The organism is Segeticoccus sp., assembly GCF_035708005.1.
In genome coordinates, this window is record NZ_DASSTI010000129.1 from 1 (window position 1) to 15508 (window position 15508).

Sequence of the window (15508 nt, forward strand, 5' to 3'; positions counted from 1 at the left end):
CGCACGGCCGTGTGGTGTCGCGCGTCGAGACGTCGGTCAAGCACCGTCCCGAGCGCCCGGGCGACCTCCTCACCGTGCTCGACGACCGGATCTTGATGCCGGCACCGTTCCACGAGCTGCTGTCGTTCGGCGACCTGATCCTCGCGGTCGGTCTCGTCGACGTGTGCTTCTGGGCCAGCCGGCGTGACGAGGACGCGTGGGAGAGCGTCTTCGCCGCGCCGTACGCGCCGGCGCGCCGGACGAGCACCCGCAACGCGGACACGCCCACGCCGCGCGTCCCGGTCCCCGCGCCGTCACCGTCGTACAGCACGCCACCGGCACGGCCGAGGACACCACGCCGCGAGATCGTTCTCGACGCGCTCGACGAGGCGACGCTACGAGCGGAACGCGCGGACGCGGCGGGGTGGCTCGCGACGCCCTAACCGCGCGACACCGCGCGCTCGAGCGCGTCGAGCGCCCGCCCGTCGTAGACGTAGCCGGGACCAGAGTGGAGTGCTTCGAGCGCGGCACGCGACCGCGACGCGTCGCCCGCGGTCAGCTCGTCGTACGCGCTCGCGACCTTCAGCACGTGACCGCCGAGCGCGCCGGGCTCGTCGAGCACCTCGAGAGCGCGCCGGTGACGCAGCGGCTCCGTCGCGAGCACGTCTCCCGCGGCCGCGAGGTAGTCGGTCGCGCGCAGGATCACCGCACCCGCCTCCGCGACCTCCCACGGATCGGCAGGACGGCCGAGGACCTCGGGATCGTCGAGACACAGGTGACCGAGATGGTGCAGGCGGGCCGCGATCTCGACGTTGCGCAGCGCGTCGTGGTCGAACCCGAGCTCGCGCCCCATCGCCACGCAGAGGTCCGCGACCCGCGCTGCGTGGCCGGCGCGCACGAACCCGCCGAGCTCGGGAGCGAGCGACAGCGCGCGGATGGTCTGGTCGTAGGTGTGCCGGATCGCGCCCAGGCGGCTGAACGAGTACCACGTCGCGAGGAGAGGCACCGAGAAGACGAGCACGCCCCACAGGCCCATCCCACCGCTGTGACCGATGCCGTCCGCGCCGATCGCCATGAGGACGCCACTCGTCACGAGCGCGAGCTCGGCCGCCCACGCGCGCAGGACGACGTCCGTGGTGCGGGACCGGATCGCGACGACCGCCTCGTCGACGGCGATCTGCGCGACACCGGCGAGAACGAGCGAGCCGAGCACGGCCCACCGCGTGTGCCCGTGCGAGACGACGTCGACGCCGACCCGGTACACCGCGCACGCCGCGGCCGCGGACGCGAGACGCTGCGCGAGCAGCGTGGCGCGAGACGCGACCGTCCGCTGCCTTCGCAGAAAGGCGGCGACGACCTGCGCGGCGGCAACGGTCGCGGCGAACTGCGGGACCGTCGCCACCACGGCGACGACGAGCACGACGGAGTGCGCGAGGGGGAGCACCGGGCCGCGCTCGGATCTGATCTCGAGCAGCTCGCCGGCGACGATCCCCGCCGCGAGCAGTGCGAGCGCGCCCGCGCTCACGCGACGCCACCCGAGGCGAGGCGCGGCGCGGGCTCCGGCAGGAGGTCGCCGAGGCCCGCCGACCCGGTGCCGGCGTCGGGCGGGGGTGTGGCCCACTCTCCGGTCCCGTCCTCGTACCCGGCGCCGTAGTGCTCGCCGCGTCGCTCGATCGCGGTGATCAGCGCGTCGACGCACCGCGGGTGGAACTGGCGGCCGGCGTTCTTGCGGAGCTCGTCGAACGCGACCTGCTGCGTCAGCGCGCGCCGGTACGAGCGCGTCGACGTCATCGCGTCGAACGCGTCGGCAACTGCGACGATGTGCGGCTCGATCGGCTGCCCGCGATCGTCGGAGACGGGCCGGAAGCGCGAGTGCTCGCTCGACGCGCTCGGCGCGACGGGCGCGAGGAAGTCGATGCGCGTCAGGAGCTCCATGGACACGTGCTCGTGACGGCGGACGCGTGCGTACTCCTCGGCCGTGAGGCGGCCGGGCTTGTTGAGCAGATGGTTCGGGACGATCAGCTTGCCGACGTCGTGCATGAGCGCGGCCAGGCGCAGCCGCTCCTGTCGCGCGGGTGAGAGGTTGAGCTCCGACCCGATGTAGAGCGCGAACATCGCGACCCGCTCCGCGTGTCCCGCCGTGTACGCGTCCTTCGCCTCGAGCGCGCGGATGAGGATGCGGATCGTCGCCTCGTGCGCCTGCTTCAGGTCCACGTAGGTCTGGAACGTGTGCCGTGCGATGAGGATCGGGACGATGAACAGCAGCACGGACGCCGCGCCGATCTCCAGGTAGAGCCGGCCCATGAACACGCCGAGGACCGCGAACGGGTAGACGTGCAGGTACGTCGGCGCCATCTCGCGGAACGAGCCGCGCAACGACGAGCCGGTCGACGCCGAGACGACAGCGGTCACGAGCACGACGTCGATCACCGAGTTCACGACCGCGCTCGGGATCGAGACGACCAGCAACGTCGGCACGAAGCTGCTCGTCGAATGCGGCACCGCCGCGAACGCGAGCGCGGCGCACAGGCTCGCGAGCGCGTAGTTGCCGACGTTGAACACCAGCTTTCGCCAGTCGAACGGGCGGAAGTGCGGGAGGTAGGCGGCGCCGCCGATCGCGCCGACCAGCATCGGCCCGAGCAGCGAGTGCTCGGCCCGGAAGACGACCACCGCGGCCATCGTCACCATGAAGCTCGCGCTGATGCCGGTCCGCTCGCCGACGACGACGCCCTCGTGCTCGGCGAACGCGAACAGCGCGCCGAGGAGCAGGAGCGGAGCGACCGAGGGCGCGGCCGACGCGCGCGCGACGAAGACGCCCGCCGTCACGGCGGCGAACCCGACGGCGACGCAGATCAGATCGACGCGGTTGGGGCGACGGATGCGCACGCGAACCTTCCGGAAGGACACGGCAAGGCCCCGGTCGTTGTTATCTCCAGCGGACGTTCGCGCCGCCCGCGAGGAGCAGCGCAGCCAGTGCCGAGGCGATCGCAGCGATACGGACGTAGGCCTTCTTCACGTCGAAGACCCCCTTCACGGTGTCCTCCCCGGCGACCCGCTGTCGCGCCGGGGGCGATCCGCTCCGCTCGGGGTGTGATCGTCGCTCCGGGGCCTTGCCGTCTCCGTCCGTGACGGTCGGGCGCGGTGACTCCTCCGATTCCTCCCGATAGTCGGTGATTGTTCGCTCTCGGTGGTTGTCGGTCGGGTTGCCTGCCCCGCTGGAATCCTGGTGCAGAACACGGTCGTGCGCCACCCCGGGCCCGACGGCCGTGCCTGGAACAGGCGCAACAATAATGTGCAACAACCACACGCGCCACAACAGTGCGTGGCGTCGGCGGCCTCCCGGGCACTCGATCGGCGACACACCGTGGTGGGCGGGGGCGTATCCTGACGGCCCCGGGCAGGGAGGGCCGACCAGTGGGGGACACGCAACCCGACCTCGAGCTGCGCGAGCTCGAGCGCGAGCTCTGCCGACTGCCCGACATCTCGGCAGCACGGATCGTGGCCGACGAGACGGGCATGCCGACCGAGGTGCACGTCCTCGCGCTGCCGGGCAAGCACCCGAAGCAGGTCGTACGTGACATCCAGTCCGTCGCGCTGGCGTCGTTCGGCATCGAGATCGACCGCCGGGTCGTGTCGGTCGTGCAGTTCGGCGCGGACGGGCCGCCGGCCGGCGAGCCGGCCGCAGGAGCGCAGGCGGGGAGACCGACGATCGAGGCGATCACCGCCGAGACGAGCGGCCTGCGCTCGCTCGTGCGGGTGACGATGCGCGGAGCTGCGGGGCACGACGCCGAGCGCGGCGGTGAGGTCGTCGGCTTCGCGGAGGGGTCGATCGCGGCGGCGACACGGCACCGGCTCGTCGCGACCGCGACGCTGGATGCGCTCCGCCAGCTCGAGCCCGCCGCCGAGTGCCTCGACGTCGAGAGCGCGCAGGTCCTACGCGTCGGGCCGAACGAGGTCGCGGTCGTCACGATCGTGTTCGTGCTCACGGGCGGGGAGCAGCTCGTCTCGGGATCGGCGCTCGTGCGCAACCACCAGGACACCGACGCCGTCGCGCGCGCGGTCCTCGACGCGACGAACCGCCGTCTCCCGCAGCTCGCCTGACGGCGACGTGCGCCTATCGTGCGAGCGTGACCTCGCTCGTCGCGCGCGTCGTCTCCTTCCGCCTCGGCGGCACCGACGGCGTCTCCGTCGAGGCGCTGAAGTGGGAACGCGCCCTGCGCGCGCTCGGCTTCGACGTCCGGCGCGTGGCCGGCGAGCTGCTCGACGGCGCCCGGCCGGGCGACGCCGCGCTCTCCTGGCTCGCCATCGACCCGCCGGCGAGCGCGTCGCCGTCCAAGCGCGCGCTCGAGGACGCGGTCGTCGACGCGGACCTCGTCGTCGTCGAGAACACTTGCTCGCTGCCGCTGAACCCGCACGCGGCACGGACCGTGGCGCGCGTCGTCGAGCGCGCCGGCGTCCCCGTCGTGCTCCATCACCACGACCTGCCGTGGCAGCGCGCCGCGACCGCGCACGTGACCGACCTCCCGCCCGACGCCCCGCATGTCGTGCACGTGACGATCAACGCGCGCTCGCGTGACGAGCTGCTCACGCGCGGGTTCGCTCCGGCGCGGGTCGTCCATGTCCCGAATTGCTTCGACGTCGATGCCGAGCCCGGCGCGCGCGACGCGACGCGTGACGCGCTCGGCTTCGGGCCCGACGACCTCGTGGTCCTGCAACCGACGCGCGCGATCGAGCGCAAGAACGTGCCGGGCGGTCTCTCGTTCGCCACCGCGCTGCAGCGCGAGCTGCCGGACCGCCATGTCCGGTACTGGCTCACCGGTCCGGCCGAGGACGGCTACGGACCGACGCTCGACGCGCTCGTCCGCGGTGCGGCCGTGCCCGTCACGATCGGGCGTGTCGGCGATGTCGCCGACGCGTACGCCGCCGCGGACGTCGTCGTCTTCCCCTCGACGTGGGAGGGGTTCGGCAACCCGCTGGTCGAGGCGACCATCGCGCGCCGGCTCGTCGTCGCCGGTCCGTATCCCGTCCGCGACGAGCTCGCGGCGATCGGGCTCGCAGCACCCTCGCTCGACGACGTCGACACCGTCGTCCGCCGGTTGCGCGCTCCCGCCGACCCGACGGGCGCACGCAACCTGGAGGCCGTGCGCCGGCACCTGTCGCTCGCGATGCTTCCCGACCGCCTCGCGGACGTGCTCGCGCGGGCGGTCGTGCCCGAGGAGCGGACGGCGTGAGCACGGACGATCCGGTCGCGCGCCACCGCGCGCGGCTGGCGGCGGGTGTACGAGTCGCGAAGCGTGTGGGCTACGGGGCCCTGCTCCTCGCGATCGTCGCGTTCGTCGCGGGCGCCGCGAGCGGCTTCCCGCGCGCGCTCGTCGCCGTGTGCATCGCCGGCCTCGTCGCGTCGTGCGTGATCCTGCCCGTCCCGATCGTCATGGGGTACGGGATCCGGGCGGCGGAGCGAGCGGAGCGCGACCAGACGCGAGAGCGAGCGGAGCGCGACCAGCAGCGTGAGCGAGCGGAGCGCGACCAGCAGCGTGAGCGAGCGGAGCGCGACCAGCAGCGTGAGCGAGCGGAGAGAGACGACGCCCGCTGAGTACCCTTGACCGGACAGTCAGGTTCTCGTCCGCGTCGTACGCCTGAACGAGCAAGGAGCCACCAATGCCCAGGGCCGCCGTGTGCAGGGAGATCGGTTCGCCGTTGGAGATCGTCGACGTCGATCTCCAGGCGCCGAAGGCGGGTGAGGTCCGCGTCCGACTCGGCGCGTCGGGCGTGTGCCACTCCGACCTGTCCGTCACCAACGGCACGCTGCTGAGCCCGCTGCCGTCGGTGCTCGGTCACGAGGGCGCGGGCGTGGTCGAGGAGGTCGGTGAGGGCGTCACGAACCTGGCGCCGGGCGACCACGTCGTGATCTCGTGGGTGCCGCAGTGCGGCGAGTGCTACTTCTGCAAGCACGGCCAGGGGGAGCTGTGCGAGCCCGGCTCGGCGGCGGCGATGAGCGGCGGCCTGCTCGACATGACGTCGCGCTTCTCGGCCGGCGGCCAGCCGCTGTTCCAGATGGCCGCGTCGGGCACGTTCTCCGAGGAGACGGTCGTCCCGGCGATCGGCGCGGTGAAGATCCCCGGCGACATGCCCCTCGCGGCGGCGGCGCTGATCGGATGTGGCGTGCTGACCGGCTTCGGCGCCGCGGTGAACACGGCCGACATCGCGAAGGGCGACACCGTCGCCGTCGTCGGGTGCGGCGGCGTCGGCCTCAACGTGATCCAGGGCGCGCGCCACGCGGGCGCGGAGCGGATCATCGCGGTGGACATGAACGACGGGAAGCTGCAGACCGCGCAGAAGTTCGGCGCGACGGACCTCGTCAACGCGTCCGACGGTGACCCGGTCGCGACGGTGATGGAGCTGTCGGGCGGGCGCGGCGCGGACGTCGCGTTCGAGGTGATCGGCCTGGCCGACACGATCGACCAGACGTTCAACATGGCGCGCCGGGGCGGTCAGGCGGTGCTCGTCGGCGTACCGAAGATGGACGTGATGACGACGATCCCGGCCGCGCTCGGCTTCGTGATCATGGAGAAGCAGATCCGCGGCTGCTGGTACGGCTCGTCGAACGTGCACCAGGACATCCCGAAGTACGCGCGCCTCTACACCGAGGGCAAGCTCATGCTCGACGAGCTCATCTCGAACGAGATCACGCTCGGCGGTGTCAACGACGCGCTCGCCAACATGGGGTCGGGCTCGATCGCCCGTTCCGTCATCAAGTACTCGTAGCGAGAGGGCGACGATGCGCTACCGCCGATTCGGTGACAGCGACCTCGAGGTGTCGGAGGTCGGGTTCGGGTTCTGGACGATCGCGACCGACTGGTGGGGTCGGGTCGACGACAAGGCCGGGCTCGTGCACGCCGCGCTCGACGCGGGGATCACGTTCTTCGACACCGCGCCCGCGTACGGCGAGGACGGCTACGGCGAGCGTCTCGTGGCGGAGCTGCTCGGCCGTCGCGACGACGTCGTGATCACGACGAAGTGCGGCTACGACATCCACGCGCCGCGCATGGCTCACCAGTCGGAGCGCCCGCAGGACTGGACGCCCGCGGGTGTGCGCAAGCAGGTCGAGGACTCGTTGCGCCGGCTGGAGCGCGACGCGATCGACTTGTTGCAGCTCCACAACGTGCGGGTCGACCCGGTGCGCGACGACGCGTTGTGGGACGAGCTCGCGAAGCTGCGCGCCGAGGGCAAGGTGCGCGAGGTCGGTGTTTCGCTCGGTCCCGCGGTCGGCTGGGTCGAGGAAGGGATCGAATCCCTGCGCGACCGCGACATCGTCGCGTTGCAGACGGTGTTCAACGTCCTCGAGCAGGAGCCGGGTCGCGCGTTTGCCGCGCAGCCCGCGGTCGCGGACGGTCGCGTCGGCTTGATCTCACGCGTCCCGCACGCGTCGGACGTGCTGTCGGGGAAGATCGACCGCGACACCGTGTTCGCGGAGGACGACCATCGCGCGTACCGCAACCGCGACAACATGCTCGACAACTTCGAGAAGGCCGACACGCTCACGTTCCTGTGGGCGCCGGAGACCGGCCGCACGATCGGTCAGGCGGCCATGGCGGGCATCCTCGCGTTCGACACGTTCACGACCGTCCTGCCGACGTGCGTCGACGCCGACGAGGTGCGCGAGTACGCGGCTGCCGCGGACCTGCCGTTGACCGGGGACGAGAAGTCGGAGCTCGACGCCGCGTGGGAACGCAACTTCGACCACACCGACCGCTTCGAGATGCCGCTCAAGTCGAGCGTCGCGTCCTGAGGCACGTCTAGCCTCGGCGGGCATGCGACTCCCCGCCGACCAGCGACGCCGTCAGCTCCTCGACGTCGCGTGCGACGTGTTCGCGGCCGGCGGGTTCCACGGCACGTCGATGGACGAGGTTGCGGTTGCGGCAGGCGTGACCAAGCCCGTCCTGTACCAGCACTTCCCGTCGAAGCGCGCGCTCTACGGCGAGGTGCTCGGCGACGTCGAGTCGCGGCTGCTCACGCACGTGCGTCGCGCGACGAGCGAAGCGCACACCGGTCGCGAGCGTGTCGAGGCAGGGTTCACCGCGTACTTCCGCTTCGTCACCGAGAACGATGCCGGGTTCCGTGTGCTGTTCGGCGCGCCGGTCCGCAACGACCCCGAGTTCTCGCGCTTCGTGCAGCACACGATCGACCAGATCGCGGAGCTGATCGCGGGGCTCATCGACATCGACGTCGACGAGGAGCACCGGCGCGTGCTCGCACACGCGCTCGTCGGGATGGCGGAGGCGACGAGCCGGCGCTTGCAACGCGCGGATGCGGAGCGCGACCCACGACGCCTCGCGCGGTGGCTGTCCGAGATGGCGTGGTTCGGCCTGCGCGGTGTGCGGACCGGCGAACCGGACGCGGTCGCGGGGAGCGCGTCAGGGGGTGAGCGCGCCCACGGGCGGCTCCGCTGACGACTCCGGGTCGACGCCCCGACGTTCGCGGCGGCGCCAGAGCGCGGTGACGCCCGCATCGACGGCCACCGCGGCAAGTACGACGACCGCGGCCTCGGCGGGCGCGCGGTAGCGCAGCTGTCCGAACGTCGTCGCGACGGAGATCGCGACGATCACGGGCACCACGACCGCGGGCCAGATCGGGACGCGCCGTCGGCGGAGGATCACGCCACCCGCGACCGCGAGCGAGCCGACGATCCAGAAGCCGACGACGAGGCTGAACTCGACCGTACGTTGCTGCTTCAGGAGGACGTGCTCGATCTCGACCTCCTGGAACGGCTGGTAGAACCCGAGGATCCGCCCGATCCTGGCCCCCGCGACGAGCGGGAAGCGCCTGATGTGCGACTTGACGTACTTCAGCGCCTGGGCCCGGAGGAGTGGGTCCTGCTGCGACTGGTCGAGCGACCCGAAGTTCGGATGATGCGCCAGCACGGTCTGGAAGTTCGTGTGCGCGCACTCGTAGTCCTTGAACCCCATGTTCTTGCCGTAGTACGTGCCGTGGCAGTTGGCGGCGACGAGGGTTCCACCCAGGTTGGTGGACAGGAGCACCGGGTCCTTGAAGCGGGCCGCGTTGTACCCGACCCACGGCGCGAGCACGAGCGCGCTCGTCGCGACCGCGGCCGCCGTCCATCCGAGGCGCCGCGACCATGGCACGCGCGAGTACAGGAGGACGACGGGGACGACCAGCAACGGCACGGTCAGGACCAGCTCGGGGCGGGCGAGCGCGGCTGCACCGCACCAGAAGCCGAGCCACACGCCGCGCCACATGCTCGGCTTCGCCGAGAACCGGTACGCGAACAGCAGAACGCCTGCCGCGGTGAAGAGGGCCATCGTCTCCGACAGCAGCATCCCGTCGTGCACCCACATGCCCGGGTACACGGCGGCGATGATCCCGGCGATGATCCCGGCGCGGTTCCCCGCGATCAACCGTGCGGCGAGCGCGACGAGGACGATCGTCATCGTGCCGAGGACGCACGACCACAGCATGAACGTGAGCTGCGACGTGTACTTGGCCGGGTCGAAGAACGCGACGAGTGCGAGGTACAAGGTGTAGAGCGGCGGATGGTCGGCCGTCTGCCGCACGGGCCCGCCCAGGAACCCGCTCAACGGCTGGACGAACCCCCTGCCCAGGGCAAAGAGGTTCGCACCGCCGCTGTAGGCGAACGCGTCACCGCCGAAGGGAAGGTGCGGCCACCGCAGCCACAGCACGTCCGTCAGGCGCACCGCAAGCCCGAGGAGCCAGACGACCACGAGGCCGCGACCGAACCCGAGACGCCCGCCCCGAGCGAGCAGGCGGCGCACACCGCGGTCCTCGCGTTCGGACGCGATCTCCCCCACGCCGGCCGGTCGACCCCGCTTCATGAGGCGCAAACCGTACCCTGCGCGTCCTCGTGCGCACCCGGCGCGAGCGGCGCTAGCCTCTCCCGCACGGAACTCGTGACCGACACCGATCGCGCGGGGGGGACGTCGGATCCCGATGTCACCGTCGTGCTGCCCGTGTTCAACGAGCGGGGCCACATCCGGACCGAGATCGACCGCATCCGGAACGCGCTCGACGCGTCGCCCTACACCTACGAGATCGTCGTGGTGGACGACGGCTCCCGTGACGGGTCGGCGGAGGAGCTCCGCGACATCGAGCACATCCGCCTGATCATCTTCCCGCAGAACCGCGGGTCGGGCGCGGCCCGCCGCGCCGGTACCCACGCCGCGCGCGGCCGCGTCGTCGTGTGGACCGATGCGGACATGACGTACCCGAACGACGAGATCCCGCGCCTCGTGAAGGAGCTCGACGGCTACGACCAGGTCGTCGGGGCGCGCACCTCGGAGCAGGGCACGCAGAAGGCCCTGCGGGTGCCCGCGAAGTGGATCATCCGCAAGCTCGCGAGCTACCTCGTCGAGAAGCCGATCCCCGACCTGAACTCCGGGATGCGCGCGTTCCGGGCCGACGTCGCTCGCCAGTACCTGCACCTCCTGCCCCAGGGCTTCTCGCACGTCACCACGATCACGATGGCCTTCCTCGCCAACGGGTACTCCATCAAGTACGTCCCGATCGAGTACTCGACGCGCGCCGGCAAGTCGAAGTTCCACTGGTGGCGCGACACGAAGAACTACCTCGTCCAGGTCGTTCGCATGGTGCTGTCCTACAAGCCGCTGCGCGTATTCCTGCCGTTCTCCACGACGTTGCTCGCGCTCGGGCTCGCCAAGCTCGGCTTCGACTGGTGGAACCGCGACTTCCGGCTCGCCGCGAACACGTTGCTGATCCTGTTCGCCGGTCTGCTGTTCCTCGGCATCGGTCTGCTCGCCGACCTCATCGTGCGCGTGGCGAAACCCGCCGACGAGGTCGAACCCGCCTCGTTGTGACGACCGGGTCGTGACGACGCAGTCGGCCGTTCCGACCGGCAACGCCTACGACAAGTACGCGAGCGCCAACCCGATCGAGCGCCGGCTCATGTCCGGGTTCATGGCGCGCTTCGACGTGTCGCTGCCGTCACGTGCGCCGGCGCGGATCCTCGAGGTCGGTGTGGGCGAGGGCGAGATCGCGGCGCGCGTGCGGCAGCGGTATCCCGACGCGGCGATCGCCGGCATCGACCTCCCGGACCCGACGCTCGCCGATCACTGGCAGACACGCGACCTTCCGGGCGCGTTCGCGGACGTCGCCGCGCTCCCGTTCCGTGACGCGACGTTCGACCTCGTGCTCGCGATCGAGGTGCTCGAGCACGTACCCCGTCCCGAGGCGGCGCTGCGCGAGATCGCTCGGGTCGCGTCGGGCGACGTCGTCGTCTCGGTGCCGTGGGAGCCGCTGTGGCGGGTCGCCAACATGGCGCGTGGCAAGTACTGGTCCGCGCTCGGCAACACGCCCGGTCACGTCCAGCACTGGTCTCGCCGGCGCTTCGTCGCGCTCGTCGGCGGAGCGCTCGACGTCACGGGTGTGTCGAACCCGCCGCCGTGGACGATGGTCGCGGCTCGGGTTCGCGCGTAGGCGCGGTCTCACCCGCGCCGCCGGCGACGCGGACCGGCGCGTGTCCGGCGCGCCACAACGCGCCGATTCCGGCACCGAGCGCGTCGACGAGCATGAACGCGAGGCGCGCGGTGACCGCGATCGCGGCCCGCGTGCCGGACGGGATCCCGCCGCCGACGAGCGCGACGAACGCCGCCTCGCGCACGCCGATCCCGCCGGGGACGGGTACGAGCACGAATCCCGCGACCCACGAGATCATCGCGGCGGGCGCGATCGTGATCCACGACGCGTCGGGCGTGAAGGCCCGCGCGATGCACCACGTCGCGGTGCCGAGCAGCAGCCAGCTCGGGACGTACTCGAGCACGAGCCGCAACGACTGCGACCAGCGCGGGATGACGATCGTCAGCTCGCGCTTGAGCAGTCGTTCGGCGCGCGCGACGAGCCACGTCAGGACCCGATGGTGCAGCGCGACGACACCGACGGGGAGCAGGACGAGGACCCACAGCCAGCTCGTCGCGCCGCCGTGCAGGAACCGAAGTGGCAGCAGCGCGGCAGCCACGAGCATCCCCGCGAGGTAGAGCGCGCCGAGCGACAGCGCGACGCTCGCGTACGACGCGGCTCGCGGGAGGCCTCCGCGGCGTGTGAGCTCGGCCCGTCCGACCACGGGCCAGATCCCACCGGGCACGTACTTGCCGATCTCGCCGACGAAGTACCACACGAGCGTGGCGCGCCACGTGACGTCCGCGCCGAGCAGCGCCAGGGCACGCCGCCACGGCAGCGCGATCGCGACCATCGTGAGCGCGGCGAGCGCACCGCCGACCGCGAGCCACGCGACGTTGGCGTCGTCGATCGAGCGACGGACGTCCGTCCACTGCGAGGCGATCGCGCGGACGACGAACACACCGCCCGCGATCGCGATGACGATGCCGACGGCCGTCGTGAGTCGGGCGAGTTGCGCACGTTTCAGGGCTCAGGAGCCTACAAGGCGCGTGAGCGGGTACGGTCCTGCACCCGTGCGGCTGGACGACGTCGACGAGCTCCTGACCACGACGCGTGCGGTCCGCCGGCGCCTCGACCTGACGCGTCCCGTCGAGCCCGGGTTGTTGCGTGAGTGCCTCGCGCTCGCGCTCCAGGCGCCGAGCGGGTCCAACGACCAGGAGTGGCACTTCGTCGTCGTGACCGACGACGCGACGCGCGCCGCGCTCGCCGACGTCTACCGGCGCGCCGCGGTCGCCTACAACACACGGACGCGCGGCACGAAGACACGTCGCCGGACGCTCGACGACGGCGAGCGGGCGACGCGCCGGCGTGTCCTCGCGTCGGCCGGCTATCTCTACGAGCACGTCCACGAGGTGCCCGCGTTCGTCGTCCCGTGCGTCGACGGGCGCTTCGACGGCGCGCCGCTCGCGGATCAGGCGACCGCGTTCGGGTCGATCCTGCCCGCGGTGTGGAGCTTCATGCTCGCGGCGCGCTCCCGCGGGCTCGGCACGTCGTGGACGACGGCGCACCTCGAGCTCGAAGCCGAGGCCGCCACGGTGCTCGGGATCCCGTTCGACGAGGTCACGCAGGTCGCGCTGATCCCCGTCGGTCACACCCTCGGCGACGACTTCCGTCCCGCGCCACGCCGCCCGGTCGACGACGTCGTCCACTGGGACCGCTGGTGACGGCGATCAGCGCCTCCGCTTGAGCGCCACCGCAGCCGCGCTCGCGAGCGCGGCGGTCAGGCCCGTCAGGACGCTGCGGCGGTGGCTCGTGAACCACCACTGGTAGCTGCGGTGCTTCGCGCCGGCGTCGAACTCGCCGTGCGCGCCGTAGTCCTCGGTCTCGTCGGCCGCGTGCCACAGGTTGGCGGGACGGTTCGGGCTCACCGGGTCCTTCGTCTGCTGGCTCTTGAACCCGGTGCGCGCGAGGTAGCGGTCGAGCAGGCCCGGGATGATCGCGTTGCCGGCGATGGTCGCCGCGGTGCTGCCGCCGACGAAGTACTCCCGCCGGTTGGGGTGCTCGGCCGCGAACAACACGCCGCGCGCGGCGACCTCGGGCTCGAAGATCGGGGGGACGGGCTGCGGATGGTTCGGCAGCCGCGACAGCACCCAGCTGAACTGGGGCGTGTTCAACCCGGGCAGCTGCACCATCGTGATCCTCACGTTGGTGCCCTGGTGCAGCAGCTCGGTGCGGACGGACTCGGTGAAGCCCTTGATCGCATGCTTCGCGCCGCAGTACGCGGACTGGAGCGGGATGCCCCGGTACGCGAGCGCGGACCCGACCTGCACGATGACACCGCGGTCACGCGGGAGCATGTGGTCGAGCGCGACGCGCGTGCCGTGCACCTGGCCGAGGTAGGTCACCTCGGTGGTGCGACGGAACTCCGACGGCTCGATGTCCGTGAACTTCGCGAACACCGAGCTGAACGCGTCGTTGACCCACACGTCGATGGGACCGAGCTCGCGCTCGACCTGCTGCGCGGCCGCGACCACCTGGTCGAAGTCGGCGACGTCGGTCGGTACCGCGCACGCGCGACGGCCCGCGCTCTCGACGTCCTTGACGGCGGCGTCGAGCCCGCCCGCGCCGCGCGCGAGCAGGCCCACGTCGTAGCCCGCCTCCGCGAACATCCTGACGCACGCGCGCCCGACGCCCGCGGTCGCTCCCGTGATGACCGCGACCTTGCCCATGTCCGGCGGTCAGTGCTTCATCGCGGAGCGGATGGCGTCGCGCGCGCGATCTGCGATCGCGACGAGCGGCCCGGCGACCATGTTGCCGGTCGCGGACTCGGGCGCGGCCTTGTGCGCGTGCGTCGGCGCGGTCTGCTCGGCCGCGCGGAACACCTTGGTCAGGTCGCGCAGCTTGCCGTCGTCGACGCTGGCCTGGAGGCGCGGGTGCTCCTGCTGCTCCTCCTCCTCGGCGTGGTGCAGCACGTCGCGGCGAAGCTTCTCGAACTTCACGCCGAACTCGCTGTCGTTCACGTCCATCTTCTCGAGCTCGGCGAGGACCTTCTTGCCCTGATCTTCTTCCTGCAGGAGCTCCTTCGTCACCGCTTCGCCGTCGGGCGCCTTGCGCGTCAGCGGATGGACGACCTCTTCCTCCGCCGTCTCGTGGATCGCGAGCTTGCGCACGAGCGAATGGAACGCCTCTTCCTTGGCGTCGCTCGTCGTCGCCGTCTCGACCTTCGTCATCATCTGCTTGATCTCCGCGTGATCCTCGAGGATCGCGCCGATGACGTCGTTCGCAGCCATGGGTGCTCCTGTTCATTGGTCGACTCCGCTCCGGCGTCCCGGCCTCCGGCCACGCCTGCGCTTCGTCTCCCGTCGCGTCCAGGTCTTGCATTCCGATTCCCGCCAGGGGCCGGGCTCAACCCTCCCCCGGTACGCTCCGCCCGATGAACTTCGTCGCGCACGTGGCGCTCGCCGCGGACCGTGCACCCTCGGAACCGGAGTTCGCGCTCGGTGCCGCGTTGCCGGACTTCGCGGCGATGGCCGGCGTCCGGTTGGGCGGCGCGGCCGGGACCATCGCCGCGGGCGTCGCGCACCACCGCGCGTGCGACGACGTGTTCCACGCGCACGCGTGGTTCACCTCGCGCTGCTACGCGCTGCGCGACGCGCTCTTCACCGCGGGCGTACCCCGCGGCCCGGCACGTGCCTGCGCGCACGCCGGCGTCGAGCTGCTCCTCGACGGCGCGCTGATGACGGACGCGCGCGTGCGTCTCCAGGTCGCCGACGTGTTCGCACGCGCGTCGTCGGCACCGTCCGAGGTCGTCGCGATCGCGCCGGCGTCCGACCGCGACCGGTGGCGCGCCGCGCTCGTACGGATCGCGACGACGCTCGAACCCGCGCGCTACGTCGACCCGCGGTTCACGGCCGAACGCCTCCACCGCATGACGGCGCGGAGGCCACGGCTCGCGTTGTCCCGCGAACACGTCGACGCGGTCACCGTGCAGCTCGCCGCGCTCCGGTCCGACGTCACGTCGAGCGCGCGCGAGATCGTCCACGACGTGCGCACCCGACTTGGACGCGTGGCGTGAGCGAGCGAGCCGGTGAGGCGAGCGGGAGCGGGGCCCGAGCGGCCCGCGCCGCAGGCGCAAGAGCGA

At 71.8% G+C, this 15508-nt stretch carries 17 protein-coding genes; 11 read left to right on the forward strand and 6 right to left on the reverse strand.

Annotated features, from left to right (window positions below; translation table 11 throughout):
* Positions 1 to 422: hypothetical protein (locus VFL99_RS12570; protein WP_325106708.1), on the forward strand; the 422-nt coding region annotated here is incomplete at its 5' end.
* Here VFL99_RS12570 and VFL99_RS12575 read toward each other — a convergent pair.
* Both VFL99_RS12575 and VFL99_RS12580 read right to left on the reverse strand, forming a co-directional pair.
* Positions 419 to 1504, reverse strand: coding sequence for an HD-GYP domain-containing protein (locus VFL99_RS12575; protein ID WP_325106709.1), 1086 nt, complete (start codon positions 1502 to 1504; stop codon positions 419 to 421). The two genes, VFL99_RS12570 and VFL99_RS12575, sit on opposite strands and share 4 nt — an antisense overlap.
* Positions 1501 to 2865: an HD-GYP domain-containing protein gene (locus tag VFL99_RS12580; RefSeq protein ID WP_325106710.1), complete on the reverse strand. Its 1365-nt coding sequence runs from the start codon at positions 2863 to 2865 to the stop codon at positions 1501 to 1503. The genes VFL99_RS12575 and VFL99_RS12580 overlap by 4 nt, the downstream gene beginning before the upstream one ends.
* A gap of 528 nt (positions 2866 to 3393) precedes the next feature.
* Between VFL99_RS12580 and VFL99_RS12585 the strand changes: the two genes are divergently transcribed.
* From VFL99_RS12585 to VFL99_RS12610, 6 genes are all read left to right on the forward strand, one after another.
* Positions 3394 to 4080, forward strand: a complete 687-nt coding sequence (locus VFL99_RS12585) for a hypothetical protein (protein ID WP_325106711.1) — start codon at positions 3394 to 3396, stop codon at positions 4078 to 4080.
* A 26-nt stretch (positions 4081 to 4106) separates the two neighbouring features.
* Positions 4107 to 5210, forward strand: a complete 1104-nt coding sequence (locus VFL99_RS12590) for a glycosyltransferase (RefSeq protein WP_325106712.1) — start codon at positions 4107 to 4109, stop codon at positions 5208 to 5210.
* A complete protein-coding gene (locus VFL99_RS12595; protein WP_325106713.1) occupies positions 5207 to 5572 on the forward strand; it encodes a hypothetical protein in 366 nt (121 codons plus the stop codon). The genes VFL99_RS12590 and VFL99_RS12595 overlap by 4 nt, the downstream gene beginning before the upstream one ends.
* 65 nt (positions 5573 to 5637) lie before the next feature.
* Complete coding sequence (locus VFL99_RS12600; RefSeq protein ID WP_325106714.1) at positions 5638 to 6744, forward strand: Zn-dependent alcohol dehydrogenase; 1107 nt, start codon at positions 5638 to 5640, stop codon at positions 6742 to 6744.
* A gap of 13 nt (positions 6745 to 6757) precedes the next feature.
* The gene (locus tag VFL99_RS12605; RefSeq protein ID WP_325106715.1) at positions 6758 to 7768 is read left to right on the forward strand and encodes an aldo/keto reductase; all 1011 of its coding nucleotides are present in this window, start codon (positions 6758 to 6760) and stop codon (positions 7766 to 7768) included.
* Between the two features lie 22 nt (positions 7769 to 7790).
* Positions 7791 to 8429: a TetR/AcrR family transcriptional regulator gene (locus VFL99_RS12610; protein WP_325106716.1), complete on the forward strand. Its 639-nt coding sequence runs from the start codon at positions 7791 to 7793 to the stop codon at positions 8427 to 8429.
* On the opposite strand, the gene VFL99_RS12615 is transcribed toward VFL99_RS12610, so the two are convergent.
* The gene (locus VFL99_RS12615; protein ID WP_325106717.1) at positions 8394 to 9830 is read right to left on the reverse strand and encodes a glycosyltransferase family 39 protein; all 1437 of its coding nucleotides are present in this window, start codon (positions 9828 to 9830) and stop codon (positions 8394 to 8396) included. The two genes, VFL99_RS12610 and VFL99_RS12615, sit on opposite strands and share 36 nt — an antisense overlap.
* 75 nt (positions 9831 to 9905) lie before the next feature.
* Between VFL99_RS12615 and VFL99_RS12620 the strand changes: the two genes are divergently transcribed.
* The gene (locus tag VFL99_RS12620; protein ID WP_325106718.1) at positions 9906 to 10829 is read left to right on the forward strand and encodes a glycosyltransferase family 2 protein; all 924 of its coding nucleotides are present in this window, start codon (positions 9906 to 9908) and stop codon (positions 10827 to 10829) included.
* A gap of 10 nt (positions 10830 to 10839) precedes the next feature.
* Positions 10840 to 11448: a class I SAM-dependent methyltransferase gene (locus tag VFL99_RS12625; RefSeq protein ID WP_325106719.1), complete on the forward strand. Its 609-nt coding sequence runs from the start codon at positions 10840 to 10842 to the stop codon at positions 11446 to 11448.
* On the opposite strand, the gene VFL99_RS12630 is transcribed toward VFL99_RS12625, so the two are convergent.
* Positions 11390 to 12394, reverse strand: coding sequence for a lysylphosphatidylglycerol synthase transmembrane domain-containing protein (locus VFL99_RS12630; protein WP_325106754.1), 1005 nt, complete (start codon positions 12392 to 12394; stop codon positions 11390 to 11392). The two genes, VFL99_RS12625 and VFL99_RS12630, sit on opposite strands and share 59 nt — an antisense overlap.
* A gap of 46 nt (positions 12395 to 12440) precedes the next feature.
* Here VFL99_RS12630 and VFL99_RS12635 point away from each other — a divergent pair, with 46 nt between their 5' ends.
* Positions 12441 to 13091, forward strand: coding sequence for a nitroreductase family protein (locus tag VFL99_RS12635; protein ID WP_325106720.1), 651 nt, complete (start codon positions 12441 to 12443; stop codon positions 13089 to 13091).
* Positions 13092 to 13097: 6 nt separating this feature from the next.
* Here the strand turns inward: VFL99_RS12635 and VFL99_RS12640 are convergent, their stop codons facing one another.
* Complete coding sequence (locus VFL99_RS12640) at positions 13098 to 14096, reverse strand: SDR family oxidoreductase (RefSeq protein ID WP_325106721.1); 999 nt, start codon at positions 14094 to 14096, stop codon at positions 13098 to 13100.
* A 9-nt stretch (positions 14097 to 14105) separates the two neighbouring features.
* The gene (locus VFL99_RS12645; protein ID WP_325106722.1) at positions 14106 to 14657 is read right to left on the reverse strand and encodes a hemerythrin domain-containing protein; all 552 of its coding nucleotides are present in this window, start codon (positions 14655 to 14657) and stop codon (positions 14106 to 14108) included.
* 143 nt (positions 14658 to 14800) lie between these two features.
* Between VFL99_RS12645 and VFL99_RS12650 the strand changes: the two genes are divergently transcribed.
* Entirely contained in the window at positions 14801 to 15442 is a 642-nt protein-coding gene (locus tag VFL99_RS12650) for an ACP phosphodiesterase (protein ID WP_325106723.1), read from the forward strand.
* Positions 15443 to 15508 lie beyond the last annotated feature (66 nt).